Raw genomic sequence first — 26,397 nt, 5'->3', positions numbered from 1 at the left:
CTCTCTTCGATCACATACTTTCCGTACTTTTTAGTTTTTCTTCCTCTTCCTCTTCCTCTTCCTCTTCCTCTTCTCTTTCTCTTTCGCTTTCCAGCCTTTGTTTTTCTTCTAAATTATTTCCCCCCGTTCGGACTGAGTAGTCGCGAAGCGACGTATCGAAGGCGCACCGTCCCCAGCCAAAGCCGAAGGCGAGTAGGAGAAGTGCGAGGCCGAAGGCGAGCCCGTTCAGGTTTTTCCCCTTAGAGCCAGCCGCCGCAGTGGAGCGAAAAGTGGATCAGAAAAATAGTCGGAGCGAAGCGACTCTATTTTTCCCACTTTTCGCTCCACTGCGGCGGGAACCCTCCGAAGGAGGGCTGGATCTTAGGGGTCGCCTTCTTTTGCTTACTTTTCTTGGCGAGACAAGAAAAGTGAGCGGCTGCCGGGCCGCTCCCGGCGCGTCCTCACGACCGGAGAAAGATAAACATTAAGCTAGAGCGCAGGAAGAAATTCCGTGCAGACTACCCAAAACCTAACAACCACAACAACACCCCGCCAAGCCCACATCAACCAAAAACCAACTAAGAAAAGAAGAAAACATTCTTAGCCACAATCGAACCAGAGCGCTCTAATAACGCCAACGTCCCAAATCTATGCAAAAGGAAACACGGCATGTCATTAGAACTCTTCTGGTTCCTCCCCACCTCAGGCGACACCCGCTACCTGGGCAAATCCGACTTCGGCCGCGCCCCCACGCTGGAGTACATGCGCCAGATCGCCGTCACCAGCGAGACATTGGGTTATGACGGCCTGTTGATTCCCACCGGCGCCTCCTGCCTGGACCCATGGGTAGTAGCCGCCAGCCTGGTCCCCGTGACCCAGCGCATCAAACTGCTGGTAGCGCTAAGAACATCGCTAGGCGGCCCCGGCCCCTCAGCAAGACAAGCCGCCACCCTGGACCAGGCCTTGAACGGCCGCCTGCTGCTCAATGTCGTCCCCGGCGGCGACGCCACCGAACTCGAAGCCGACGGCGTCTTCCTCAAGCACGACGAACGCTACGAAGCCGCCGACGAATACCTCACCATCTGGCGCAAGCTGCTCCAGGGCGAAACCGTCAACTACGAAGGCAAACACTTCCGCATCCGCAACGGCCAGCTGTTCCACCCCGCCGTGCAACAGCCCTACCCACCGCTCTACTTCGGCGGCTCCTCCCCCGCCGCCCACGACCTCGCCGCCAAACACGTAGACGCCTACCTCACCTGGGGCGAACCCCCAGCCGCGGTCAGACAGAAGATCGACGACGTGCGCGAACGCGCCGCCAGACAAGGCCGCACCGTGCGCTTCGGCGTACGCCTGCACGCCATCGTGCGCGAAACCACCGCCGAAGCCTGGACGGCAGCCGAACGCCTCATCAGCAAACTCACCGACGAAGACATCGCCCGCGCCCAGCAGAACTACGCCAGGATGGATTCAGTCGGACAACAGAGAATGGCCGCCCTGCACGGCGGCCGCCGCGACAAGCTGGAAATCGCCCCCAACCTGTGGGCCGGCGTGGGACTGGTGCGCGGCGGGGCCGGCACCTCGCTGGTGGGCGACGCCACCACGGTGGCCGAACGCCTGCAGGAATATGCGGACCTGGGCGTGGATACCTTCGTGCTGTCCGGCTACCCGCACCTGGAAGAAGCGATCCGCTTCGCCGAACTGGTCTTCCCGCTCTTGGGCAAGAACGCCGTCACCTTGCGTGACCGCGCACAGACCGGCGGCGCCTTCGATATCCGCGCCGCCGCTTCGGCTTCCTGAACGAACCAGCGCGTCAGGAAATGAGCTTGAGATAGCCCGCCGCATCGAGGAAGCCCTCTGCCGAGAACGGCGCGGCCGGCTTGAGCTTGAAGATCCATTGCTCATACGGCGCGCCATTGATGGCGTCGGGCGTCTCTACCAGCAGCTCGTTGACGGCGACAACCTCGCCATCGACCGGCGCATGCAGGTCCGACGCCGTCTTGTTGGATTCGACGATGCCCGACTCCGCGCCGCGCGCCAAGACCTTGCCCACCGCCGGCATGTCCACATACACCAGCGGCCCCAACTGCTCCTGGCCAAAATCGGTAATGCCGATGGTCAGCGTGCCATCGTCTTCGAGCTTGACCCACTCATGGGTCTGGGCATAGACCAGATGATCCGGAATGTGCATCCCTGTCTCCTTATGGAAATGACTGCGTCAACATGATTGCGTCAGCACGCAAATGCCTTACTTCGCTTCGGCCTTGCTGCCATCGGCAAACACCGGCTCGCCCAGATTGAGCATGAGGCGATTGGCCCAGGCAAAAATGGCCACCGAATGGATCAGGTCCAGCACTTCCAGCTCGCTCAGGCCGACGTCATAGAGCGCCTTGATCTGCGCTGCGCTGACATCACCCGGCGTCTCGGTCAGCTCGGCAGAGAACTTGGCGATGGCCCGCTCGCGCGCATCCACGCCAGCGCCATAAGGCGTGTCGAAGACCTGGCGCACCGTATCGTTACGCTTGGCCAACTGTTCGAAACGCTGTGCATGCACCGAGGCGCAATACACGCAGCCATTGATGCGCGAGACCACCAGCGAGCCCAGCTCGCGCTCGGCGCGCGGCAGGCCGCCGGGCGCGTACATGATGGCGTTGAAGGCGGCCGAACGCTGGCGCAGGATGTCGGGCTGGTGCGCCAGGAACAGGTAGTAGTCCGAGGTCTTGGCCTTGGGATGGCTTTCTTCCAGCACCTTGATCTGGTCTGCACTGGCCGCCTCCAGCTGGATCACGTCCAGCCAGGCATCCCACTCCAGGGTTTCATTGGTAAAACCGTTGGCCTTGATGATGTCGCTCATGCGGCTCTCCTTACTGGGCAGCGGCAGCACGCATGGCCTTCAGGCCAGCGACCACGCGCAATTGATAGGACACGAAGGCGATCAGCTGCGACAACGCCACCACGGCGGGCGTGCTGATGCCGGCAGCGGGCAGCTTTTCGATGGCGGCCTTGTCGCCTTCCACCGGACGCTGCGTGAGCGCGCGCGTGAAGACCAGCATGGCGCGCAGGCGACCTTCGGGCAGTTGTTCGGGCTCGCCGGTCTCGGCGGCGGCCAGTTGCGCCGCCTCCACCGAGATCACCAACGCGCGCGCACGATAGTGGGCCACCAGGTCGTCTGCACCGGCCAGGCGGCAGGCGTACAGCGCCACCAGCAGGCGTTCGTCCAGGCCGATGCCTTCCAGGGCCGGATCGAACAGGGTGTCGTAGCTGCCTTGCGAGGCCACCGCGACCTTGTCGCGCTGGTGCCGCAGGCTATGCAGCGCACTGCCGACGGACAGGCCGGCGAGTTGGTCGATGACATCGGCGTGGATGTCGTAGACGGGGGTAGTCATGAAGTCTCCTTGGGGGATGAATGCCTGGTCAGCGCGTCGCGCAGGAAATGCTGCGCCTGCTGCCAGGAGTCGAGATCAGCGCGAGCGTTCGCCGCCGCCTCGCCGCCACCGGTGCTGATGCGCCCGGATACCGGGTGGGCATAGGTGGTCTGCGTGGTCGGCACGAACGGGAACAGGATGGAATGGCCGGCATTGGCGTAATTGCGCCACAGCACCGGCCACGGATGGGCGACTTCGGCGAGCTTGTCGCGCACCATGCCGCAATACAGGCTGGAAGGCCAGGAGCCGTCATCGGTGGCCGACAGCAGCAACACGGGCGCGGCGATTTTTTCGACCGGAATGCGCGCACGCGCCACCGCCTCTTCGTCCTGCAAGGCGGTCAGCATGGCCAGTTCATGACGATGCGGTGCGGGGCCCTCGTCGAAGGGCGCCCAGCTGGCGGTCCGATTGTCCTGCCACTGGTGTGGCAGCGGCTGGCCGCGCAGCAGCCAGGTCGGGCCTTCGCGGCCGATCGTCGGATCGGCGGCGTTCTGGCCGCTGTGTACCAGTGCGCTGGGGACATAGGCCAACACCGCCGAGACCTTCTGCGGGAAGGTCGCCCCCAGCAGCAAGACCAGTTCGCCGCCACGCGACTGGCCGCTGATGGCGACGAAGTCATGCAAGGGACTGACTTCGGCGCGCAACCAGTCAAGGCCGCGCTCGAAATATTCCAGCGGTGTGTTGGAGATGTAATCCGACAGGCCCGGCGCCTTGAAGTAGGCCAGTGCAAAGGCTGCGTAACCGCGCGACGCATACAGCGCCGCGCGTGGCTCGTTGATGCCGCCACCCGATCCGTTGAGGATCATCACGGCGGGATGCGGCCCGGGCGTGGCTGGCAGGAAGAGCGTGCCGACCAGGCCCAGTTCGCGCACTTCACGGCGGGTCACACCCGCGCCGGCCAGGCGCTGCACCAGCCTCGTGCTGGCCGGGGTGCAGGGTGGCAGTCCCGGCTGCTCCAGTGCAGAAACGGTCAGCGTGGTTTCCAGCGGCGCCATCACATCGGCATGGAACTGATCGCGCCGCCCGGCCTGCACCGGCTTCTGCGACCACAGCAGACCCATCGGGTCGATGCCGTAGTAGTCGCCGTCGATGGCCGGGTTCATGCTCACATCCACATTGCCATGGGCGTCCGCGATGTAGCAGGCCGTGCTGCGCCACTGCGTTCCATTGCGCAGCGTGGCGGAAGAAATCCGCACCGGCTCGCCCGGATGCGCACCCCGCACGATGATGCGGCGAGGCACGTCGATCAGGTCGTCGGCCGGGCTGACGTCGATGGAGAAGTTGGGCATGGCCTTACTTCTTGTCCTCGGTCACCATCATGGCGGTGGTGCGGTCGCTGCTGATGGGGGTGACCTTCAGGCCCTTCTTGGCGGCCCAGATGTTCTGGTAGTGGTACAGCGGAATCACGCCCACTTCCTCCGAGACGGTCTTGGCGGCGCCGCGCAGGATGGCTTCGCGCTTGGCCGCATCGAATTCAGCGGTGGAATCGGCCAGGGCCTTGTCCACGGCGGGGCTGCTGTAGTGGTTCCAGTTGGAAGCGCCGATGCCCTTCTTGGGATCGACCGAACCCAGCACGTTGACCAGCGCGTAACTGGCTTCGCCCGTACCGTTACCCCAGGCCAGCACCGAGACGGCGAACTCGTTCTTGTTGGCGCGCGAGGAATACGCCGCCCAGGGCAGTACTTCGACCTGGGTCTTGATGCCGATGCGGGTCCAGAACTGGGCCACGGCCTGCATGGTCTCCGGCGCTTGCGGATAGCGGTCGTTGGGCACGTGGATGGTCAGCTTGAAACCGTCGGGGAAGCCGGCGTCGGCCAGCAGCTTCTTGGCCTGTGCGGCGTCGAAGGGGATGTTCTTGATCTCCGGGTTGTAGCCGAAGGTGTCGGCCGGCATCCATTGGTTGGCCTCGGTGGCTGCGCCCTGCAGGATGCGGTCGATCAAGGCCTTGCGGTTGATGGCCAGCGACATGGCGCGGCGCACGCGCACATCCAGCAGCGGGTTCTTGTCCAGCTGCTTGCCGTTGTTGTCGGTGATGAAGGGGCTGGGGCCTTGATGGAAACTCGGCTGGATCAGCAGCACGCGCAGGCCGTTGTAGGGATAGACCTTGACGTTGGGCGACTGCTTCAGCTTGGCCAGGTCGGACACCGAGACCTTGTCGATCACGTCCACATCGCCCGAGAGCAGCGCTGCAGTGCGCGCTGCACCGTTGTTGATGTAGCGGTAGTTGACCTTTTCCCACAGCGGCTTGCCGTTCCAGTAGTCGTCGTTACGCTGCATCACCACGCGGTCGCCCGGGGTGTAGGAGACGAACTTGTAGGGGCCGGTGCCGATCACCGCTGCGCCGCTGTTGTAGTTCTCGGTGGTGGATTTTTCACCAATGTGCTTGCTGACGATGTGCACCGAGGCCAGGTTCAGCGGCAGGTCCGGGTTAGGGATATTGGTCTTGATGACCAGGGTCAGCGGGTCCTTGGCGGTCACCGATTCGACCGTGCGCAGGTAGCCGGCGAAGGTCGCTACGCTGCCCGGCACCGCACGGGCGCGCTGGTAGGAAAAGATCACGTCGTCCGCAGTGAAGGGCTTGCCGTCCTGCCACTTGACGTTGGGACGCAGCTTGAACTCCCAGGTCTTGGGGTCGATGTTCTTCCAGCTCACGGCCAGGCCCGGCACCAGCTTGTTGTAGTCGTTCTGGACGAGCAGGTCCCAGAAATGCAGATCCACCGAGCGGTCGCCGGCGTGGTTGTTCAACTGCGGGTCCAGCGACGAGAGCGGATCGGCAAAGGCGATATTCAGGTTCTGCGCATGCGCGGCATCGGCGGCGGCAGCCAGGGCTGCGCCGGTCAGGGCGATGGCCAGCAGGCGGGTCAGGAGGGTTTTCTTCATGATCGGGTTCCTCTGTGGTCAAAGTGGAAGCACTGCGGATACATCAACTTGCGGTTTTCTGGATGGGGTTTCCTGAATGGCTTTTTCTGAATTGCACCCCTGCCCCCGTTCGGACTGAGTAGCAGCGCAGCTGCGTATCGAAGGCCTGGCTGCCGAGGCATCAGCGGCATCAGCGCCTTCGATACGGCCCCAAAGGGGCCTACTCAGTCCGAACGGAAAATAGAACATCTCAACAAACCTTATTGGAAGCACTGCGGATACATCAACTTGCGGTTTTCTGGATGGGGTTTCCTGAATGGCTTTTTCTGAATTGCCCCCCTGCTCCCGTTCGGACTGAGTAGCAGCGCAGCTGCGTATCGAAGGCGTGGCTGCCGAGGCATCAGCGGCATCAGCGCCTTCGATACGGCCCCAAGGGGCCTACTCAGTCCGAACGGGAGGGAGAACATTTCAATAAACCTCATCAACGGCCATCGTTGAGATGGCAGGCGCTCATATGCCCCGGCGCGATCTCGCGCAGCAAGGGCTGTTCTTCACGGCAGCGCTGCGTGGCATGCGGGCAGCGCGGGTTGAAGTGGCAACCGGTGGGCGGGTTCAGCGGACTGGGGATCTCGCCCTTGATGGCGGTGAATTCCTTCTTGCGCGCGCCCATGCGCGGCACTTCGGCCAGCAGCGCCTGCGTGTAGGGATGATTGGGCTGGCCGAACAGCTCGGCCACCGGCGCACTCTCCACCACCCGGCCCAGGTACATGATGACCACGCGGTCCGAGACGTGCTCTACCACACCCAGGTCATGGCTGATGAAGAGATAGGTCAGACCCAGCTCTGCGCGCAGGTCCATGAACAGGTTGAGGATCTGCGCCTGGATCGACACATCCAGCGCCGCCACCGCTTCATCGCAGACCAGCATCTGCGGCTGCACGGCGAGGGCGCGGGCGATGCCGATGCGCTGGCGCTGGCCGCCGGAGAACTGGTGCGGATAACGGTCGCGCAGGGCCGGATCGAGACCGGCGCGCAGCAACTGCTGGCACACGTAGTCATCAAGATCGCCCTCGACCTTGCCATTGACCTGCGCCGCCTCGCCGACGATCTGGTCGATGCGCAAGCGCGGGTTCAGACTCGCATAGGGATTCTGGAAGATCATCTGCACCTGCAGACGCGCCTCGGCTTCTTCCCTGCTGCTGAGGCTGGCGCGGTCACGGCCGTTCACCAGCACCTGCCCATCGGAGGGATCGAGCAGACCGCAGGCTACCCGGCCCAGGGTGGACTTGCCACAGCCGGATTCGCCCACCAGGCCCACTACCTCGCCAGGCAAGACTTTCAGATCCACCTTATCCAGCGCATGCGTGATGGCGGGCGGACGGCTCCAGCCGCGCGCTTGCAGCTGGCGCTGCAGCCAGCCCTGGCGGCGCTCACCGAAGCGGCGGCTGACGGCGCGGGTTTCGATCAGGGGAATGACGGCCTTATCCATGTTGCTCGCTGCTCTGTGTACTCGGGGTGGGGTGATAGCAGCGCACCCGGTGCGCCGGCAACGGTTCGCTGATCGCAGGGGCCACCAGACATTGCTGGGAGAGGCGCTCACAGCGGGCCGCAAAAGCGCAGGTCGGCGGCAGGTGCAACAGATTGGGCGTCATGCCGGGAATCTGGCGCAAGCGCGCACCGCGCCGGTTGTTGCTGGGCAGGCTGCCGATCAGGCCTTGCGTGTAGGGATGCAGCGGCGCATCCAGCACCGCATCCACACTGCCCTGTTCGACAATGCGCCCGGCGTACATCACCGCCACTTCATCGGCCAGGCCGGCCACCACCGACAGGTCGTGCGTGATCCAGATCAGCGCGGTGCCATGCTGGCGCGCCAGCTTCTGCACTTCCGACAGGATCTGCGCCTGGATGGTCACATCCAGCGCGGTAGTCGGTTCATCGGCGATGATCAGGTCGGGCTTGTGCAGCATCGCAATGGCGATGGCTACGCGCTGGCGCATGCCACCGGACAACTGATGCGGATAGGCCTGCAGCCGTTCTTCCGGACTGGCGATGCCCATCATGCCCAGGGTGTCGCGGGCCAGTTCGCGGGCCTGCTGGCGGCTCACCTTGCTGTGCGCCAGCACGGCGTCGACCATCTGCGCCTCCACCTTCAGGACCGGGTTGAGGGTCATCATCGGGTCCTGGAAGATCATGGCGATGCGATTGCCCTGCAATTCGCGCAGGGACGTCTTGTCCATGCGCACCAGGTCGCGGCCCTGGAACAGGATCTCGCCGCCGACGATGCGGCCCGGTGCATCGACCATGCCGAGGATGGAAAAACCGGTCACGCTCTTGCCCGAACCGGATTCGCCGACCAGGCCCAGAATGCGGCCACGACCGACCGACAAGGAGACGTCATCGACCGCCGGCAGCACGCCTTCGGGAGTAAAGAAATGCGTGCGCAGATTGCGCACTTCCAGCGTGAGCGCGCTCATTTCTGCCACCGTGGATTGAGGATGTCGCGCAGGCGGTCGCCGACCAGGTTGATGGCCACGATCACCACCAAGAGCGTGATGCCGGGATAGAAGCTGATCCAGTATTCGCCCGAGAGCATGTATTGGTATCCATTGGAAATGAGCAGGCCCAGCGAGGGTTCGGTAATGGGCACGCCCAGGCCGAGGAAGGACAAGGTCGCTTCCAGCGTGATGGCGCGCGCCACCTGCAAGGTGCCGATGACGATGAGCGGCGGCAGGCAGTTGGGCAGGATGTGGCGCACCATGATGCGCCAGGACGACAGGTTCAGCCCGCGCGCGGCCTCCACGTATTCCTTGCGTCGCTCCACCAGCGCCTGGCCGCGTGCGGTACGGGCGTAATAAGCCCACTCCAGCACTACCAGCGTGGCCATCACGTTGAAGATGCCCTTGCCCACATAGGCCAGGATCAGCATCGCCACCAGGATGGAGGGGAAGGACAGCACCAGGTCGGCAAAGCGCATGAGCAGCGTATCGAGCTTGCCGCCGGCATACGCAGCCAGGAGGCCGATGAGCGTGCCGATCACGCCAGCGATCAGGGCCGAGCCCACGCCGATGCCTACGCTGATGCGCAGGCCATAGAGAATGGCCGAGACCAGGTCGCGACCTTGTCCATCGGTACCCAGCCAATAGGTATAGGTGCCGGCGCCATTGAGCGTGCCGGGATGCAGGCGTGCATCGAGCACATCGAGCTGCATCAGGTCATAGGGATTCTGTGGGGTGATCCAGGGCGCGGCGATGGCACCGACGATCAGCAAGAGCACGATCACCAGCCCCAGCATGGCCGAGCGCGAGGCCACGAAGTGGCGCATCACGCGCCGCCAGGGCGATTCGCGGCGCGGGGCCTGGAAGGCCGACAGCTCGGCCACGCGGGCGCGCACCTGTTCTTGCGTCATGCCCACTTCGGTCTGCGGCGCGCTCATGGCTTGGCCTCCACCCGCACGCGCGGGTCCAGTAACTTGTAGAGCACATCCACCACCAGGTTGATGGTGACGAACATGCAGACGATCACCATCAGGTAGGCCACGATCACCGGGCGATCCAGCGCATTGATGCTGTCAAGGATCAGCTTGCCCGCGCCGGGCCAGGCGAAGATGCTTTCTGTGACGACCGCAAAGGCAATCGTGGAGCCAAACTCCAGCCCCACCACCGTCACCAGCGGAATGAGGGTATTGCGCAGCACGTACATCAGCACCACGCGCGCAGGCGAGAGTCCCTTGGCGCGGGCGAACTTGACGAAGTCCATCGGTAGCACCTCGCGCACATTGGCGCGGGTGAGGCGAATGACCAGTGAAATCTTGAACAAGGACAGATTGATCGCCGGCAAGATCATGTGACGCCAGCCATCGGCCGTCAGCCACGACCATTGCACGCCGAACAGTTCAGCGGTCTGGCCGCGTCCCCCCGAGGGCAGCCAGCCCAGCGTGACCGAAAAGGCCATGATCAGCATCAGGCCGATCCAGAAGGTCGGCAGCGAAAAGCCGAAGATGCTGGTGGTCATGACCAGGCGCGAGAAGGGATGATCCGGCTTCATGCCCGCGAAGAGACCCAACGGCACGCCCACCACCAAGGCCAGCAACAGCGCCGCACAGGCCAGCTCGAGGGTGGCCGGCAGACGCTGGAAGATCAGCAGGATGGCCGGGGTGTTATAGACGAAGCTGTTGCCCAGGTTGCCATGCAGCGCGCCATTGAGGAAGGCCAGGTACTGACGCCAGACCGGCTGGTCCAGCCCCAGCTCCTGGATGATGCGCAGACGGTCGACCTGGTCGACATCCTGGCCGATCAGGATATCGACCGGATTGCCGATCATGTGCAGGCCGAAGAAGACGATCACCGTCATCAACAGCACCACCATCAGCGCCTGCACCACGCTCCGGGCGATGGCGCCACTCATGCCGGCAGCTCCCATGGCGACTCGGTCCACTCGTCGCCTTCCAGTTCGGGCTCTTCATAGGCCTGGATATTGCGGTAGTGGTATTCCACATCTTCGCTGTACATCAACGCGGCAATGCCCTGCGCCAGGCGATAGGCGCCATCGCTGATGGCAGGGATGTCGCCGGAGACGGTGCCATGGCTGGCCGCGGCCGGATAGCAGAAGCAATGCACACGCTCCAGTCCCGGCAGGCTGCCCGGGGTCTTTTGCTGGAATTCGAACACCGGTCCCAGGTAGGGCGAGTCGGCCAGCTCCTGGTCTTCTTCGCCGGCGGGCGGGGTGTAACGGTCGCTCCAGTTGAGGATGTGCGGGGCGATGTCCCTGAATTCGCGGCGCAGGCTCCAGTCGATCTTGAAGCCAGTGGAGAAGAACAGGAAATCCAGCTCCAGCGGGCCGCGATTGGTGTGCAGCAGCAGCGCGCCATCTGGCTGGATCTGCACCGACTCGATCGCCGTGCCCAGCAGGAAGCGCGCATTGGCAAAGCGCGAGACGCGGCGGGTGCTGCCCGAGGGCGGCGGCACCTGCTGCGCATTGACGTAATGGCGGATGCGCCATTTCCATTCATCCGGCAGATGCAGGTGACCATTGACCAGGCCGGGGCTGCCCGAGCCCTTGCCCTTGTTGATGCGCGGCAGGTCCTTGCGGCGGATCAGCATGTCCACGCGGGCCGCGCCCTCTTCCAGTGCGGTCGCGGCGCTATCCATGGCCGAGGCGCCGCCGCCGATCACGCCCACGCGCTTGCCCTTGAGGCTGGCATAGTCGAACAGGTCGGAGGAATGGGCCCAGCGGTCCCGCGGCAGTTGCCCGGCCAGCGGCGGCAGATAGGCGCCGCCCAGGCCATCGCGGCCGGTCGCCACCACCACGCGGCGCGCCAGCACGGTGGCGGCGCCCGACGGCGATTGCAATTGCAATGCCACGATGCCGTCGGCACGCGGCTGCACGGCCAGCACGCGATGCTCGTTGCGGATATCGAGCTGCATCACGCGACGGAACCAGCGCAGGTAATCCATCCATTGCAGGCGCGGGATCTTGTCCAGCGCCTCCCACGCAGCCAGCCCGAACTGCGCCTCGAACCAGGCGCGGAAGGTCAGCGCCGGGAAGCCCAGCGCCGGGCCGGTCAGGGTCTTGGGCGAGCGCAGGGTTTCCATGCGCGCCGTGGTGGCCCAGGGGCCTTCGAAGTCCTTGGGCGACTGGTCGTAGATCACATTGGGAATGCCCAGGTGCGACAGCGCCACCGAAGCGGCCATGCCAGCCTGGCCGCCACCGATGATGGCCACGTCGAGCACCGGCACGCCCTCGCGCTCGATCTGCGGCGTCCACGACTTTCCCGGCAGGGCCAGCCATTGCAGGTCCTGGCGCAGGCGCGCCTCCAGTGCCGCCAGCCCTTGCGGGGGCGCAGCGTAGGTGGCGCAAGTGGCGTCGGTTGGGGTCGGTTCGGTGTCTTGCATATCGCCTCGTCAAAAGCATGAAAAGACGTCACAGGCCATGGCCTGAGATCGTCTGGTTTCGGGTTTTGTGATGCAACGCCCTTCCCGGTTGACGCTGCTGCCTGCTGCGGTACTGCTTACTGCGAAATCATTTATAACAATTCATCATGCAGGCTGGCGTCGCGCTTGACGAAGCCCTGCAAGGTCGTGCGCGCGGCCTGTTCGACCGCGTCGATCAGGCGCTCGGTGACGCCTTCGACCGGCTTGCCATAGGGCGTGACCACGCCAAAGTAAAACGGAATCTCCACCGCCAGGCGTTTGACCACCATGCCTTCGATGGGCATGCCATAGGCCGTGGCCGGCTCCACCAGCGCCACCCCCAGTCCGGCGCGGGCGGCCATGATGGCGTTGAAGGAAGTATTGGTATCGATGGCCACATCCAGCTGGCTGTCTTCACCCAGCGCCAGTTCCACGCGCTGGCGCAGGCGATAGCGGTTGGACATGGTGATGACGCGCTGGCCGCGCAGGGCGGCGCGGGTCAGCTTGTCCTTGCTGGCCAGGGGATGATCGGCGCGCACCACGGCCACACAGGGCGCTTCGCCGATCCAGTGCAGGTCCAGCCCGCGATGGGCTACCGGCAGCGAGGTCAGGCCCAGGCTGACGGTGCGATGCAGGACCGCATGCACGACCTGCTCGGCCGAGGCGCTGCGCAGGTGGACATGTTCGGGAAAGGCATGCTGCCCATCGGCCGCCAGCAATTGCAGGGCCGCCGGGGCGATGGTCGAGGCCAGCGCGGGCGTGGCCACCAGGTGGACCGGATGGACTTCTTCGCGGGCGATTTCCAGCGCGCGTTCGCGGATGCTGCGCAGGCCCACCAACGAGCGCTCCACCTCTTCATAGAGCAGGAAGGCCTTGGCCGTGGGCGTCACGCGCGGACCGTTGCGGTCGAACAGGGCATAGCCCAGCTCGCTCTCAAGGTCGCCGATGGCCTTGCTGACCGCCGGCTGCGAACGGCCCAGGCTGCGCCCGGCGCCGGTCACGCTCCCCAGGGTCATTACCGCTGCAAAGGCTTCCAGCTGGTTCAGGTCCATCGAAATCGCATTCCTTGATCAAAGTGCTTGCATATGTTTTTCGAATTATAGGTTTGTCTGTATTCTATTTCAGTATAATAATTTTGTATAAGCTAATGCGCCGCTAGCGCCAAGGCCGGGAAGCCTTGCCGCCGGCGCCTTTGCATCGATTGCTTGAAAGAAACACGTAAACCGTATATACAAATAGCGGCAAATTCGTTTTCCAGATAAGGCAAGCGACGTAATGTAGGCCTGTCGTACCCGCTGCGCCCTGTATCACCTCATTCTCCGGATCGCATCATGAACGCCCCTGCCCCCTGTCGCCCGCCGGCTGATCTTCGTTTTCCCATCTACCTGGACTATGGCGCGACCACGCCGGTCGATCCCCAGGTGGCGCGGGTGATGTGCGATTTCCTCACGGACAAGTTCGGCAATGCCGCCAGCAGCTCCCATCCCTTCGGCTGGGAGGCGCGACGCGCGGTGGAACAGGCGCGCGCCCAGGTGGCGGGCCTGGTCGGGGCGCAACCAGGCGAGATCGTCTGGACCTCCGGCGCGACCGAATCCAACAACCTGGCCCTCAAGGGCGCAGCCTATGCGCTGCGCGCGCAGGGGCGCGGCAATCACCTCATTACCGTGCCCACCGAGCACAAGGCCGTGCTCGATACCATGCATACCCTGGAAAAGGCGGGCTTCGAGGTCACTTACCTGCAGCCCGGAGCGGATGGCCTGATCACGCCGCAACAGCTGCGCGCCGCGCTGCGGCCCGATACCCTGCTGGCGTCGGTGATGTACGTGAACAACGAGATCGGCGTCATCCAGCCCATTGCCGAGCTGGGCGAGATCTGCGCGGCCCACGACGTGGTGTTCCACGTCGATGCGGTACAGGCGGCGGGCAAGATCGCCATCGACCTGACCCGGCTGAAGGTGGACCTGATGTCCTTCTCGGCGCACAAGGTCTACGGTCCCAAGGGAATCGGCGCGCTCTATGTGCGCCACAATCCGCAGCTCAAGCTGGAAGCCCAGATCGACGGCGGCGGCCATGAAAACGGCATGCGCTCGGGCACCCTGGCCACCCACCAGATCGTCGGCATGGGCGAGGCCTTCGCCCTGGCAGGCCGCCTGCTGGAAGAAGAAAGCCGCCGCATCGGCGCGCTGCGCGACCGGCTCTGGGCCGGGCTGGCCGATCTGCCCGGCGTGCAGTTGAATGGCTGCGCCCGCCAGCGCGTGCCGCACAATCTCAATGTCAGCTTCCCGCCGACCCGTCACGGCACGCTGGGCAGCCAGTTGCTGGGCATTGCCGTATCGGCCGGTTCGGCCTGCAATTCCGCCGCCGCTGCCCCCTCCTTCGTGCTGCTGGCCATCGGCCGCTCGCCGGACGTGGCGCGCAATGCCGTGCGCTTCTCGCTGGGGCGCGGCACCACCGAGGCCGAGATCGATTACGTCGTGGCGACAGTGCGGCAAGTGCTGGCCCACGAGGCCTACCAGGCCTCCCAGGCAAGAACCGCAGCCCTGGCCAGCGCTGCCTGAGACTGGCCCCTCCTCCCTCCCCTTTCCTTCCTCCCAGCCGGCGAGGACGGGAGGGGGTATCATCATGCCTTTATCTCATAAGCTAGTAACTTCATTTTCGTTTCCCGCCTAATAACTAAAAGTTAGACTTCCGCAGTTCCCTTAACACTGACCATCGTGATTCGCATCGAGCAACTCCACAAGACCTACCGTGCCGGCCAGCGTGACATCATCGCGCTGCGCGACATCAACCTGGATATCGCCCAGGGTGAGGTATTCGGCATCATCGGCCGCTCCGGCGCCGGCAAGAGCACCCTGATCCGCACCCTCAACGTGCTGGAGCGCCCCGACAGCGGGCGCGTCCTCATCGATGGCGAAGACATCACCGGCCTCGGCCACGAAGCCCTGCTCGGCCTGCGCCAGCGGGTGGGCATGGTGTTCCAGCATTTCAACCTGCTCAATGCCAAGACGGTGGCGCAGAACATCGACTGGCCGCTCAAGATCACCGGCCGCTACAGCCGCGAAGAACGCGCCGCGCGCGTCGATGAGCTGCTGCAACTGGTGGGGCTGGATGCGCATCGCGACCAATATCCCTCGCAACTGTCGGGCGGCCAGAAACAACGCGTGGGCATTGCCCGCGCCCTGGCCAACCACCCGCGTCTCTTGCTCTGCGATGAGGCCACCTCGGCCCTGGACCCCGAAACCACCCAGTCCATCCTGCGCCTGTTGCTGGAAATCAACCGCAAGCTGGGCCTGACCATCGTACTCATCACCCACGAGATGGAAGTCATCCGCAGCATCTGCGACCGCGTGGCGGTGCTGGATGGCGGCGCAGTGGCCGAACAGGGACGCGTGGTGGATATATTCCTGCGTCCGCAACATGCGGTCACGCGTTCCCTGCTGACCCAGAGCCACGCCTGGGACGCCGGCGAGAGCCTCTACCAGCGCCGTCCCGATGGCAAGCTGGTGCGCCTGACCTATGCCGGCGATATCGCCGCACAACCCATCCTCTCGCAACTGACTGCGGCCACCTCGGCCCTGGCCACCATCGTGCGCGGCACCGTCTCGCGCATCAAGGACACGCCTTACGGGCAGTTGCTGGTGGAGTTTTCCGGCGACGCCGATGCGCTGGCACAGGTGCTCGATCGCCTGCAGACATCGGACATCGAGCATGAGGTGCTGGCATGAGCGCACTGTCTTCCCTGTTCAGCCAGATCGATCTGTCGGTGATCGACTGGGGCGAGGTGGGCGACGCCACCCTGGAAACCCTGGCCATGACCGGCGGCTCGCTGTTCTTCACGGTGCTGCTGGGACTGCCCCTGGGCATCCTGCTGTTCCTCACCAACCGTCGCCAGCTGCTGGAGCAGCGCGGCCTCTACCTGGTGCTGTCGCTGGTGGTCAATGTGCTGCGCTCGGTGCCGTTCCTGATCCTGCTGATCATGCTGATCCCCTTCACGCTGTGGCTGGTGGGGACTTCGCTGGGCGTGACCGGCGCCATCCCGCCGCTGGTGATCGGCACCGCGCCCTTCTTTGCGCGCCTGACCGAAAGCGTGCTGCGCGAGATCGATCGCGGCATCCTCGAAGCCTGTACCGCCATGGGCGCGCGACGCCGCCAGATCATCTTCGGCGCGCTGCTGCCGGAAGCCCTGCCAGGACTGCTGGCTGCGGTGACCATCACGGCCATCACGCTCATGTCCTATGCCGCCATGTCGGGCGTGATCGGCGGCGGCGGCCTGGGTGACCTGGCCATCCGCTACGGCTACCAGCGCTTCCAGACCGAAGTGATGGTGGTCACGGTCGCCATCCTGGTGGTACTGGTGCAGTTGTTGCAGTTCTTTGGCGACCGCCTGGTGCTGCGCTTTACCCGCAAGTAAGTTCCGCAAGCAAGTTCCCGGGCTCGGCCCCCATGAAGGACGAGCCCGCTCATGCGTCAACCGACGTCGAATTGATTGTCACTACAAGAATGGAGAAACACATGATCCGCAAACTGATCCCTCACCTCTTCGCTGGCGCCGCCCTGGCCTTCTCCGTGGGCGCGCACGCTGCCGACAAGCTGGTCATCGCCGCCACCCCGGTGCCGCATGCCGAGATCCTGGAACACATCAAGCCGGCCCTGGCCAAGGAAGGCATCGACCTGCAGGTGAAGGTCTTCACCGACTACGTGCAGCCGGCCGCGCAGACCAACGAGAAACAGGTGGACGGTAACTTCTTCCTGCACCAACCCTACCTGGACCAGTTCAAGAAGAGCCACAAGAACGATATCGAAGTACCGGTCGCCAAGGTCCACGTCGAGCCCTTCGCCGCCTACTCGCAGAAGTACAAGAAGATCGCTGACATCCCCAATGGCGCCACCATCGCCATCCCCAACGATCCGTCCAACTCGGGCCGCGCCCTGCTGCTGCTGGCCCGCAACGGCCTCATCAAGCTCAAGGACAACACCAACATCTCCGCGACCCAGAAGGACATCGTCGAGAACCCCAAGAAGCTGAAGTTCCGCGCCCTGGAAGCGGCTACCCTGCCGCGCGTGCTGAACCAGGTCGATGTCGCCCTGATCAACACCAACTATGCGCTGGAAGCCAAGCTGAACCCGGTCAAGGATTCGCTGTTCATCGAAGACGCCAATTCGCCCTACGCCAACCTGCTGGTGGCGCGCGAAGACAACAAGGACAGCCCGGCCATCAAGAAGCTGGCCGCTGCCCTGAACTCGCCGGACGTGAAGAAGTTCATCGAAGAGAAGTACCAGGGCGCTATCGTCCCGGCCTTTTGAGTCGTTGGCATGACAGCGCCGGTATGACGGCGCTGCGAATGTTGAAAAGCCACGGAGCGATCCGTGGCTTTTTTTCATCCATTCTCGATTACGTGATAATCACGCAACCGTTACATCACGTCTACGTGATGTGATTGAGGCACGCTGCCTCTCCTGACCGGAAGCTCACTGGTACGTGGTGGCGATCTTTTCCGGCAGCGGCACGTTGAGCCACTTCTTGACGATGCCGTTGAGTTCACCGCTCTTCTTGGACGCGGTCAGGGCCTCATTGACCTTGGCCATGAGCGCGGGCTCGCCCTTGTTCATGCCCACATAGCAGGTCGAGACATTGATGATGTACTTCAGCAGCGGCTTGTTGGCAGGCGTCTTCTCGGCCAGTGCATACGCCACGAAGTCGCCCGTCCCCACCAGTTGCACCTGCCCCGAGACATAGGCGGCGATGAGGCCATTGTTGTCTTCGTAACGCTTGATCACGGTGCTCTTGGGAACGCTGTCGGTGAGCATCAGGTCCTCGAAGGTGCTGCGCGCCACGCCCACGGTCTGGTTGGCCAGGTCGGCGGGCCCCGCCACCTTGATGGCGGCCACGCCAAAGACGCTGTTGTTATAGGGGGCATAGCCCTGTGAGAAATCGATGACTTTTTCGCGCTCGGCGTTCTTGCCCAGGGTGGAAATGATGAGGTCGATCTTGTGCGTCTGCAGGAAGGCCATGCGGCTGGAAATGGGGACTGGCACCAGCTCGGCCTTCACGCCCATGCCCTTGGCCACCAGGCGCGCCACGTCGATGTCCAGCCCCTGCAGCTGCAGGTCGGAGGTGACCGAACCATAGGGAGCGAAGTCTTGCGGCACGCCGATCTTGACCACGCCGGCTTTCTGGATATCAGCCAGGGTATCGGCCATGGCCGGGTGGACAGCGACAGCCATGAGGCCCAGAGAAGCGGCGATTGCGGTCTTGATGAAATTCATGCGGATTCCTTGAGGTCGAGAAATGGTCGGGTAAGGGAGTGACAAGCTGACATGACAAGCATCACCTGGCATCACCGGGATACTGCAACACCGAAACACCGCAACACCGGAACGTCAGGACTAACAAAATGCCTCAGTCGCCCCTGGCTTGCCAGCCGCTCATCATGCCTACCGAGACTGCAAGGACTATGCCAGCAGGTGCGCCGCATCATGAATGAGCGCCCTCCCGAGGCGCAGGCCGCTGCCCTGCAAGCACGGCAGCCAGCAGCGCCAGAGCACACGCGGCGACTCGCCGGCATTTAGTAAAGCGTCCTTGCCCAAACGTGGTGAGGATGCAAGAGGATGGCGCTTCTCATAGGGAAATGCTGCAGGACAGCGCAAGCATATATTTTTCCCATAGAGTGAAAACCTAACAAATCTCCCTCGCGCCGCGCCTCTCGCTGACGCCCGTTGCCAGCGCCGGCCAACGCCCTTCCAGGGGAATAAATATAAAAAATTTCTGTTGCGATCCTGCCGAATCAGAAGATATTCGTTCTCACCAAATAAGATCCAGCAAAGAAAATGCGTAAAATAGAAAAAATGTGTTCTAACTTTTTGGAGATAAAAGTTATATTCGCGCAGTCACAATCTACCCATGAATGAGGGAGACTCTAATGCCCAAACGTAGCAAGATTCAGGAAGCCGTCGTCGTCACCCCGCCCCGTTTCCTCACCGAACCCGATGGTTACATCAATGTGCCGGTGAGCAAAAAGACCCGCGACGCCATCCATCATCTCAAGAAAAGCATGCGCGTGACCAGCCAGGCCGAAGTGATCGAAAAGGCCGTGGCCATCGTGCGCGCCATCGATATCGCCGCCAAAGGCCAGGACTGAGTTTGCTCCCGCGGTTGTCGTCGTTCCCGCCGCTCCTGCTGCCCCCGCTGTTCCCGCACTGATTCTGCTGCTGCGCCATCGTCAACGGATGGCGCAGTGATGCGTCACGGCGCCAGCGCGCATCCTGCCTTCCCTCCCCGCTATCAGCAACAAGCCCGGCGGCCTGTTTCCAGGCGGCCGGGCTTGCGGGCGACTACCTTACGGGCAGCGGATCAGGACATGGCGCTGCGGGCCTGGGCCGGCAGGCGGAAGATGCTGACCTTCTCGGCCAGGTCTGCGGCCTGGGTCTGCATGGCGCGCGAAGCCGCTGCGGCCTGTTCGACCAGGGCGGCGTTCTGCTGGGTCACTTCATCCATCTGCGTGATGGCCTGATTGACCTGTTCGATGCCGGCGCGCTGCTCTTCGCCGGCATTGCTGATCTGGTTGATCACGGCATTGACCTGGGCCACGCTCTTGACGATCTCCTGCATGGTCTGGCCGGCCTTCTTGACCAGGTGCGCGCCCGAATCCACCTTCTCCACCGAATCACCGATCAGGACCTTGATCTCCTTGGCCGCTGCCGCCGAGCGCTGCGCCAGGCTGCGCACCTCGGTGGCGACCACCGCGAAGCCTCGTCCCTGTTCACCGGCGCGGGCCGCTTCCACGGCTGCATTCAGGGCCAGGATGTTGGTCTGGAAGGCGATGCCATCGATGACGCCGATGATGTCCACGATCTTGCGGGCGGAGGCGTCGATATCGTCCATGGTCGCCACCACGTCACCGACCAATTCACCGCCCTGGCCGGCAATACCCGATGCCGACTGCGCCATCTCGGCCGCCTGGCGGGCGTTGGCGCTGTTCTGCTGGACGGTCGAGGTCAGTTCTTCCATCGACGAGGCAGTTTCTTCCAGCGAGCTGGCCTGATGTTCGGTGCGCGCCGACAGGTCCTGGTTGCCAGCTGCGATTTCCTGCGAGGCCGTTGCGATGGTATCGGCGCCGGTACGCACATTGGTCACGATATCGACCAGGGCGCTGTTCATCTCGCGCAGCGCCACCAGCAGCTCACCGGTTTCGTCGGGGGAGTTGTCGCGGATGTCCTTGGTGAGATCACCATTGGCCACCTTGCGCGCGGCATCCACGGCCTCGGCCATGGGCACGGTGATGGAGCGGGTGATCACCAGCGCGGCCAGCAGGCCCAGCAAGATGGCCACGCCAGCCGCACCACCCAGGATGGTGGCCGAGGTCACATAGGTAGCGTGGGCCTGTGCGGAGGCCTGCTGCATCTGGCCTTCATAACGCTGCACCAGTTCGGTCAGCCGCGCCAGCAATTCACCCTGGCTCTTGTAGCGCGGGCCGAACAGCAGGCGCTGGCCTTCCTCGTTCTGGTTCTTCAAACCCAAGGCGACGACGTCGTTGGTGAAGGCGAAGTAATTCTTGCTGGCCTCGGCGACGGCGTTGATCATCTGACGACCTTCCTCGGTCATGGCGCTGCTGCGCAGTTGCTCGAGCAACCGGGCGTATTCGGCCAGATCCTTGTCGATGCCCTGCTTGTTGCTGGCCATCTGGGCTTCGTCGGAGAGGATGATGATGTTACGGGCCGAACGGGCGATATTCATCATCAGGTATTGCATCTTCTGGGCCGCGCTGACCTTGGGATAGATCTGCGCGCTCAGTTGCGTGGAAGTATTGTCCAGGGAGGACATGCGGGTGATACCGATGACGGTGATGACCACCAGCAACAGCAACAGCGCGGCAAAGCCGCAGGCAAGACGCGCGCCGAGACGCAGACGACGAAGAGGATTCATGAGTTTTCCGGAGTGGTTCGTGGGATGGGGGGCACGGTGCCGCGCTTTCGCTGGTCGGCGATGCGCAGTCTGGTATGCCCTCATGATAAGTCGACCACGGTGCGCGCCCTTCCGGAAAAAGAGGGCAAGAGTCCCGCCTGATCGGCGGACCGCAGTGTATCGCGGGGGAAATGCCGGTCACCCCTGCGCCATGCCGGGCGGGGCCGCCAGCACTGGATGAGCTTTAGCAATAGTCAAGTGCAGTCACGTAAAACTTCCGCCGCACAGAACCTGGGCAGCCTGCCGGATTATGCCCATCTCGGTCCTTGCCCATCCGAGGAAAAGCGCCGCGATTGCTCTGCAAGCGCTGGTTTTTGACGTCCTTGATTTCTGGTATAACAACTAAGGCCGTCATGGCATTTTTGACAGCTTTTCAATAGTCCTTTTCATTCCCCCCACTGTAACGGACCAACATGATCAAGCCCCCCTTTCACCCGCCTGCTGGCGCTGACGGCGCAGACCGTTGCGCCTGGCGCGGCGCTGCTCTCGAGGCCGGCGCGCAGCCACGCCGACCTCGACTTCTTCTCGACAAGGACAATCCGTCCTGCGCCCAGATGGCCCTGGCCCTCTCCAGCACATGGGGAACCCAGCCGCTGGCATTGCGATACAGCAAGAATGCGCACGGCAAATGGGCGCGGCAGCACTGAGCCCATCCCCCTTCTGACATAGCAGGCGCCTCGCTGGACGATGGCCAACCTGCGCGCGCCCTGTGGCCGCATGACCGCGCCTGCCCGGATACCCCGGCTGCAAGCGACGCGACGAGCTTCGTGCCCGCGTAACAGGGCAGGCGCAACAACGTAATAGGTAAAGCAATCATGGCAGCAACAGAACAGCATTTCCTCGTGGTCGATGATTTTTCGACGATGCGACGCATCGTCAGCGGCCTGCTCAAGGAACTCGAATACACCAAGATCGTGGAAGCAGACGATGGCTCATCGGCCCTGAAGATCCTGGAATCGGGCGCCTCCAATATCACCTTCGTGCTGACGGACTGGAACATGCCGGTGATGGATGGCCTGACCCTGCTCAAGAAGATCCGCAGCACACCTGCGCTGTCGCATCTGCCGGTGCTGATGATCACGGCCGAAGCCAAGAAGGAGAACATCGTCATGGCCGCGCAGGAAGGCGCGGATGGCTATATCGTCAAACCCTTCAACGCCACCACGCTCAAGGAAAAGATCGAAAAGATCCTGGCCCGCCGCGCGCACATGCAATAAACAGGAAGCGAGAACATGGACATGCCTTCCCACGACAATCCCCCTGAGCTGGCCAGCGGCAACATCCTCAAGCATGTCTCGATGAGCACACGGATTCATGAAACCGTCTATACGCTGGAAAGCCGTGTGCTCAGCCTGCCCGATGGCAGCACCCGCTCCGAATATCGCGTCATGCTGGAACGCAACGTGATCAAGGACTGGACCGAGGGTGACGTAGGCCAGTATTTCGGCATGGATATCTACTGATCCTGCCAGCCTTGCTGATGCGCCGGGCGCGGCGGCCCGGGCCGATGTAGCGTCCGCGCCGCCCTGCCCCGCCGGGTGCGCGGACGGCTGGCAGCCGGCGCGTTCAGGCCGCCAGCGGCATCTCCTGGCCGACGCAGCGCGCCAGGGCGGCTGCGATGTCATCCGAATGGAAACGATTCCAGCGCGCCGCCACATGCTGGTCTGGCCGGACCAGATAGACGCATCCCTCACTGGCGGCATAACGCAAGGCAGCCAATCCTTCGCGGTCAATCAGTTCCGCACCCGAGCCCGGCGCACCCACCGTCACCACCCTGGCGCTGATGCCCGCTGCCTCGATCACCGCCTGCGGCGCACTCGCCCCGAAGAACAGGACGACAAAGCCCGCCCCCAGCGACTCCAGCAGCCATCCCGGCTGCCCCTCCCGCAAGACCGGAGCATCGGCGCAGACGGTGCCGGGCGCCATGCGGCCACCGAAGAGCGCCGCATCGGCGGTATTGAGCGGCGAATGCACATAGGACGTGGGCGTGGACAGGCGTCCGCTATTGACCAGCGTGCGCGCGAATTCCTCGGTCTCGGCCAGGCCCAGCACAGCGTCGCGCAAGGCCTTGCTGGCGCGGCTCTTGGGCGTGATGAAATCGGTGGAGCGGGTGGACTGGCGCAGGTTGTCGTCGGCGGCCCAGGCGCGTTCCTCGTGATAGCTGTCGATGAAGCTGGGCGGAGCCTTGCCGTCGATGACCAGCTTGAGCTTCCAGACCAGGTTGTCGATATCCTGCACGCCGGTATTGGCGCCGCGCGCACCGAAGGGCGAGACCTGGTGGGCCGCGTCGCCGGCAAAGAGCACGCGCTGGTAGCGCATCTTGTCGATGCGGCGACAAGCGAACTGATACACCGAGACCCACTCCAGTTCGAACTCCACCTCCTTGCCCAGCATGGCCTGGATGCGTGGGATGACCTTCTCGGGCTTCTTCTCTTCTTCCGGATCGGCCTCCCAGCCCAGCTGGAAATCGATGCGCCAGACGTTGTCGCACTGCTTGTGCAGCAGCACGCTCTGGCCGCGATGGAAAGGCGGATCGAACCAGAACCAGCGCTCGGCCGGGAAATCCGCCTTCATGATGACGTCGGCGATGAGGAAGCGGTCCTGGAAGAACTGGCCGCTGAACTCCGCGCCCACCATCTTGCGCGTATCGCTGTTGGCCCCATCGCAGGCGATCACCCAGTCGGCCTCCATGCGGAAGATGCCATCGGGCGTTTCCACGTCCAGCGTGGCGTGGGTATCGTCCTGGTGCAGGCTGATCATCTTGTGCTTCCAGCGCAGGTCGATCAGCGGCTGGGCCTGGCAGGCCTCGACCAGGTACTGCTCCAGGTAATACTGCTGCAGGTTGATCATGGCCGGCATCTTGTGCGCATGCTCGGGTAATAGATCGAAGCGGTAGACCTCGCGCTCCTCGAAGAACACCTTGCCCAGCTTCCAGCTCACCCCCTTCTCGACCATGCGTGGGGCCACGCCCAGGCGATCCCAGATTTCCAGCGGGCGCTTGGCGTAGCAGACCGCCCGCGAGCCGATGCTCACCGTGTCATTGTCATCCAGCACCACCACCGGCAAGCCGCGCGCGGCGCATTCCAGCGCCGCCGTCAGGCCGATGGGACCGGCGCCGATCACCACCACGGGATGGCGAGACGGCCTGGCCTCACGTTGTTCGTCGGACTGCCGGTAGGCAAAACGGGGATAGGTATAGGTGCTGTGCATGCGTGTCTCCTGTTCATTCTTGTAGGGGAAATAGATGGGCGAAGGCGCCCGGGGAAGGCAGTCTCAGTGGGTCGGCGCGGCGAATTCCTGCTCATGCATCCAGGCCGCATGCTTGGGCGCGCGACGCGTGCGCGACCACTCTTCCAGCATGGCCCACTTGACCTCGTCCAGACGCTGCATCTGTTCCGGCGTACCGCAGTCGGCGGCCAATTCGATGCGATGCCCGTTGGGATCGAAGAAATAGATGGATTTGAAGATGGTGTGATCGGTGACCCCGACCACCTCGATGCCATCGGCCTGCAGGCGCTGCATCACCTCCTTGAGGGTGGCTTCGCTATCGACCTTGAAGGCCAGGTGCTGGACCCAGGCCGGGGTATTGGCGTCGCGCCCCATGGGCGGCGAATTGGGAATCTCGAAGAAGGCCAGCACATTGCCCTGCCCGGCATCCAGGAAGACGTGCATGTAGGGATCGGCCTGCCGCGTCGACGGGACCTGGTCTTCGGCGATGGCCAGGATAAAGCCCATGTTGAGGTACTTGCCATACCACTCGACGGTCTGCCTGGCGTCCTTGCAGCGGTAGGCCACGTGGTGGATGCGTTCGATGTTCATCATTGGTCTCCATGGCCGGATGCGGCCTAATTAGTAACATTTGTTACTATATGGAGTGAGCCACGGCATGGTCAATGCGTCGATGACGAGATGAAGCGCTTCAAAGTTATCGTTCTTGATGTGCATCAAGCCGGCACTGGATGTCGTGTTTTGGTAACGTCTGTTACCATGTCCGCATGAAACTACAGGACTTCTTTCCCTACCAGCTGGCGCAGCTGGCCGAAGCGGTGAGCCGCTCGGTGGCCACGGTCTATGCCGACCGTTTCGGCCTGACCCGTGACGAATGGCGCATCCTGGCGGCGCTGGCCGAGCAGGGCCAGATGCAGGGCAGCGACCTGGGGCCGCACGCCTCGCTGGACAAGATGCAGGTCAGCCGCGCCCTGGCGCGCATGGAAGAGGCCGGACTGATCGTGCGCGAGCCCAGCCCGCACGACGCCCGGGCCCGCATTGTCAAGCCGACCGCGCAGGCGCGCAAGCTGTATCGCAAGATCGTGCCGATGGTGGAACAGCGCGAGGCCTTCCTGCTGGAAGCGCTCAGCAAGACCGAGCGCGAGGCATTGATGAGCGCCATGCAGAAAGTGCGCGAACGGGCGCTGCAGGATCTGCCCTAGCCCGGCAAGGACTGGCCGGGTCTTGTCAGCGCCTGGCCGACGACAATGCGAGAGGCCGTCTGATAACGTCTGCGCTGCGATGCGGCTACCTTGTATGCTTTAAGGAGACCGCTATGAGCCAGGATCAGTCCCACGACCAGCGCCAGCATGCGCATGACATCGATCGCGATCAACCGCTGCGCCCCAAGGAAGGCCCCACCGAAACCCATTATGAAAAGGAAGCGCAGGGCCACGAGGGAACCCTCGGAGGACAGCCGCCGCTCAATGCACCAGCCGGGATACAGCGCGTTGGACGAGGTGGCGTACTGGTGGAAAAGAGCCCGGCCTCTGCGCCAAGTGATCCAGGCCCCAATGAAGGCCGCGTCGAGTAGCTCTTCCCTTCCACCACAGCGCCCTGCTGCAAACGTGCTACCGCTATTCATGGGTAGAAGGTTTCGCAGCAACAAGGGCAAGCGCCAGGAGAACCTGATGAAACTGACTCGAGAATATGGCCTTGCATTCTTACTTGCAGGCATCTCGGCCGTAGCAGTGGCTCAACCGTTCGAGCAACGCGGCCCCACGGGCGATAACCGGGCTGCGACCGGCAACTCCGGAACCCAGGAGCCGCCTACCGGGAACGGCAAGGAGGCCGCGAAGAAAAAGCAGCCGCGTCAGGGGGAACCGAGGGAAGCCCCCCGGAAGATACACAACCCTGACGCCGCAGCGCCGACTACTGCGCCTGGCACGCCGGCGGAAAATAATGCTCAGCCTGAGTCTGCCAAATAGACTTTGTAGCGCGGAATTGCAAAAATAAAAAGGGCCCCTGTTTGAAGGCCTCCCAAAAAGTTGCGTATCAA

The 26,397-nt window shown here is 63.3% G+C and carries 26 protein-coding genes; 11 read left to right on the top strand and 15 right to left on the bottom strand.

The window, feature by feature from the left end:
• Positions 1-648: 648 nt before the first annotated feature.
• Positions 649-1,776, top strand: coding sequence for an FMNH2-dependent alkanesulfonate monooxygenase (ssuD, locus tag ACP92_RS07885; protein ID WP_013233587.1), 1,128 nt, complete (start codon positions 649-651; stop codon positions 1,774-1,776).
• Between the two features lie 13 nt (positions 1,777-1,789).
• Here ssuD and gcvH read toward each other — a convergent pair whose 3' ends face one another.
• The 11 genes from gcvH to ACP92_RS07825 form a co-directional block, all read right to left on the bottom strand.
• The gene (gcvH, locus tag ACP92_RS07880) at positions 1,790-2,167 is read right to left on the bottom strand and encodes a glycine cleavage system protein GcvH (RefSeq protein WP_013233586.1); all 378 of its coding nucleotides are present in this window, start codon (positions 2,165-2,167) and stop codon (positions 1,790-1,792) included.
• Between the two features lie 57 nt (positions 2,168-2,224).
• Positions 2,225-2,830 (bottom strand): peroxidase-related enzyme, encoded by a 606-nt coding sequence (locus ACP92_RS07875; protein WP_013233585.1) that lies wholly within the window; start codon positions 2,828-2,830, stop codon positions 2,225-2,227.
• Positions 2,831-2,840: 10 nt separating this feature from the next.
• Positions 2,841-3,362 (bottom strand): CMD domain protein, encoded by a 522-nt coding sequence (locus tag ACP92_RS07870; protein ID WP_013233584.1) that lies wholly within the window; start codon positions 3,360-3,362, stop codon positions 2,841-2,843.
• Positions 3,359-4,690, bottom strand: a complete 1,332-nt coding sequence (locus ACP92_RS07865; protein ID WP_013233583.1) for an acyl-CoA thioesterase/BAAT N-terminal domain-containing protein — start codon at positions 4,688-4,690, stop codon at positions 3,359-3,361. The genes ACP92_RS07870 and ACP92_RS07865 overlap by 4 nt, the downstream gene beginning before the upstream one ends.
• A gap of 4 nt (positions 4,691-4,694) precedes the next feature.
• The gene (locus tag ACP92_RS07860) at positions 4,695-6,281 is read right to left on the bottom strand and encodes an ABC transporter substrate-binding protein (RefSeq protein ID WP_013233582.1); all 1,587 of its coding nucleotides are present in this window, start codon (positions 6,279-6,281) and stop codon (positions 4,695-4,697) included.
• Positions 6,282-6,741: 460 nt separating this feature from the next.
• Entirely contained in the window at positions 6,742-7,749 is a 1,008-nt protein-coding gene (locus ACP92_RS07850) for an ABC transporter ATP-binding protein (protein WP_013233581.1), read from the bottom strand.
• On the bottom strand, positions 7,742-8,734 hold the full coding sequence (locus ACP92_RS07845) for an ABC transporter ATP-binding protein (protein ID WP_013233580.1): 993 nt from the start codon (positions 8,732-8,734) through the stop codon (positions 7,742-7,744). Before ACP92_RS07845 ends, ACP92_RS07850 begins: the two co-directional genes overlap by 8 nt.
• A complete protein-coding gene (locus ACP92_RS07840) occupies positions 8,731-9,693 on the bottom strand; it encodes an ABC transporter permease (protein WP_013233579.1) in 963 nt (320 codons plus the stop codon). Before ACP92_RS07840 ends, ACP92_RS07845 begins: the two co-directional genes overlap by 4 nt.
• Positions 9,690-10,664, bottom strand: coding sequence for an ABC transporter permease (locus tag ACP92_RS07835; protein WP_013233578.1), 975 nt, complete (start codon positions 10,662-10,664; stop codon positions 9,690-9,692). The genes ACP92_RS07840 and ACP92_RS07835 overlap by 4 nt, the downstream gene beginning before the upstream one ends.
• Positions 10,661-12,151 (bottom strand): NAD(P)-binding domain-containing protein, encoded by a 1,491-nt coding sequence (locus tag ACP92_RS07830; protein ID WP_013233577.1) that lies wholly within the window; start codon positions 12,149-12,151, stop codon positions 10,661-10,663. Before ACP92_RS07830 ends, ACP92_RS07835 begins: the two co-directional genes overlap by 4 nt.
• 131 nt (positions 12,152-12,282) lie before the next feature.
• Positions 12,283-13,221, bottom strand: coding sequence for a LysR family transcriptional regulator (locus tag ACP92_RS07825; protein WP_013233576.1), 939 nt, complete (start codon positions 13,219-13,221; stop codon positions 12,283-12,285).
• Between the two features lie 279 nt (positions 13,222-13,500).
• On the opposite strand from ACP92_RS07825, the gene ACP92_RS07820 reads away from it, so the two are divergent.
• The 4 genes from ACP92_RS07820 to ACP92_RS07805 all read left to right on the top strand — a co-directional run bounded on the left by ACP92_RS07820 (position 13,501) and on the right by ACP92_RS07805 (position 17,473).
• The gene (locus tag ACP92_RS07820) at positions 13,501-14,727 is read left to right on the top strand and encodes an aminotransferase class V-fold PLP-dependent enzyme (protein ID WP_013233575.1); all 1,227 of its coding nucleotides are present in this window, start codon (positions 13,501-13,503) and stop codon (positions 14,725-14,727) included.
• 156 nt (positions 14,728-14,883) lie between these two features.
• Positions 14,884-15,894 (top strand): methionine ABC transporter ATP-binding protein, encoded by a 1,011-nt coding sequence (locus ACP92_RS07815; protein WP_013233574.1) that lies wholly within the window; start codon positions 14,884-14,886, stop codon positions 15,892-15,894.
• Positions 15,891-16,580, top strand: coding sequence for a methionine ABC transporter permease (locus tag ACP92_RS07810; RefSeq protein WP_013233573.1), 690 nt, complete (start codon positions 15,891-15,893; stop codon positions 16,578-16,580). The genes ACP92_RS07815 and ACP92_RS07810 overlap by 4 nt, the downstream gene beginning before the upstream one ends.
• Positions 16,581-16,681: 101 nt before the next feature.
• Positions 16,682-17,473 carry a MetQ/NlpA family ABC transporter substrate-binding protein gene (locus ACP92_RS07805; protein WP_013233572.1) on the top strand — a complete coding sequence of 264 codons (792 nt, stop codon included), beginning with the start codon at positions 16,682-16,684 and terminating at the stop codon, positions 17,471-17,473.
• A 165-nt stretch (positions 17,474-17,638) separates the two neighbouring features.
• Here ACP92_RS07805 and ACP92_RS07800 read toward each other — a convergent pair whose 3' ends face one another.
• Entirely contained in the window at positions 17,639-18,436 is a 798-nt protein-coding gene (locus ACP92_RS07800) for a transporter substrate-binding domain-containing protein (protein ID WP_013233571.1), read from the bottom strand.
• 653 nt (positions 18,437-19,089) lie between these two features.
• On the opposite strand from ACP92_RS07800, the gene ACP92_RS07795 reads away from it, so the two are divergent.
• Positions 19,090-19,308, top strand: a complete 219-nt coding sequence (locus ACP92_RS07795; protein ID WP_041310454.1) for a hypothetical protein — start codon at positions 19,090-19,092, stop codon at positions 19,306-19,308.
• 212 nt (positions 19,309-19,520) lie between these two features.
• Here ACP92_RS07795 and ACP92_RS07790 read toward each other — a convergent pair whose 3' ends face one another.
• The gene (locus tag ACP92_RS07790; protein WP_041310452.1) at positions 19,521-21,092 is read right to left on the bottom strand and encodes a methyl-accepting chemotaxis protein; all 1,572 of its coding nucleotides are present in this window, start codon (positions 21,090-21,092) and stop codon (positions 19,521-19,523) included.
• 452 nt (positions 21,093-21,544) lie between these two features.
• Between ACP92_RS07790 and ACP92_RS24540 the strand changes: the two genes are divergently transcribed.
• The 3 genes from ACP92_RS24540 to ACP92_RS07780 all read left to right on the top strand — a co-directional run bounded on the left by ACP92_RS24540 (position 21,545) and on the right by ACP92_RS07780 (position 22,594).
• Positions 21,545-21,778, top strand: a complete 234-nt coding sequence (locus ACP92_RS24540; RefSeq protein ID WP_156181760.1) for a hypothetical protein — start codon at positions 21,545-21,547, stop codon at positions 21,776-21,778.
• Positions 21,779-21,946: 168 nt separating this feature from the next.
• Complete coding sequence (locus ACP92_RS07785) at positions 21,947-22,348, top strand: response regulator (protein ID WP_013233569.1); 402 nt, start codon at positions 21,947-21,949, stop codon at positions 22,346-22,348.
• A gap of 15 nt (positions 22,349-22,363) precedes the next feature.
• Positions 22,364-22,594: a hypothetical protein gene (locus ACP92_RS07780; protein ID WP_013233568.1), complete on the top strand. Its 231-nt coding sequence runs from the start codon at positions 22,364-22,366 to the stop codon at positions 22,592-22,594.
• Positions 22,595-22,697: 103 nt separating this feature from the next.
• Here the strand turns inward: ACP92_RS07780 and ACP92_RS07775 are convergent, their stop codons facing one another.
• The gene (locus ACP92_RS07775; RefSeq protein ID WP_013233567.1) at positions 22,698-24,341 is read right to left on the bottom strand and encodes an FAD-dependent oxidoreductase; all 1,644 of its coding nucleotides are present in this window, start codon (positions 24,339-24,341) and stop codon (positions 22,698-22,700) included.
• Between the two features lie 63 nt (positions 24,342-24,404).
• Positions 24,405-24,950 carry a VOC family protein gene (locus ACP92_RS07770; RefSeq protein ID WP_041311648.1) on the bottom strand — a complete coding sequence of 182 codons (546 nt, stop codon included), beginning with the start codon at positions 24,948-24,950 and terminating at the stop codon, positions 24,405-24,407.
• Positions 24,951-25,126: 176 nt separating this feature from the next.
• Here ACP92_RS07770 and ACP92_RS07765 point away from each other — a divergent pair, with 176 nt between their 5' ends.
• Together ACP92_RS07765 and ACP92_RS24230 are read left to right on the top strand one after the other, a co-directional pair.
• On the top strand, positions 25,127-25,561 hold the full coding sequence (locus ACP92_RS07765) for a MarR family winged helix-turn-helix transcriptional regulator (RefSeq protein ID WP_041310450.1): 435 nt from the start codon (positions 25,127-25,129) through the stop codon (positions 25,559-25,561).
• A gap of 113 nt (positions 25,562-25,674) precedes the next feature.
• On the top strand, positions 25,675-25,932 hold the full coding sequence (locus ACP92_RS24230) for a hypothetical protein (protein WP_081441891.1): 258 nt from the start codon (positions 25,675-25,677) through the stop codon (positions 25,930-25,932).
• Positions 25,933-26,397: the final 465 nt, after the last annotated feature.

The sequence above is a fragment of the Herbaspirillum seropedicae genome, assembly GCF_001040945.1.
Lineage (GTDB): Bacteria > Pseudomonadota > Gammaproteobacteria > Burkholderiales > Burkholderiaceae_D > Herbaspirillum > Herbaspirillum seropedicae.
This window is presented reverse-complemented; position numbering and strand designations above follow the sequence as displayed.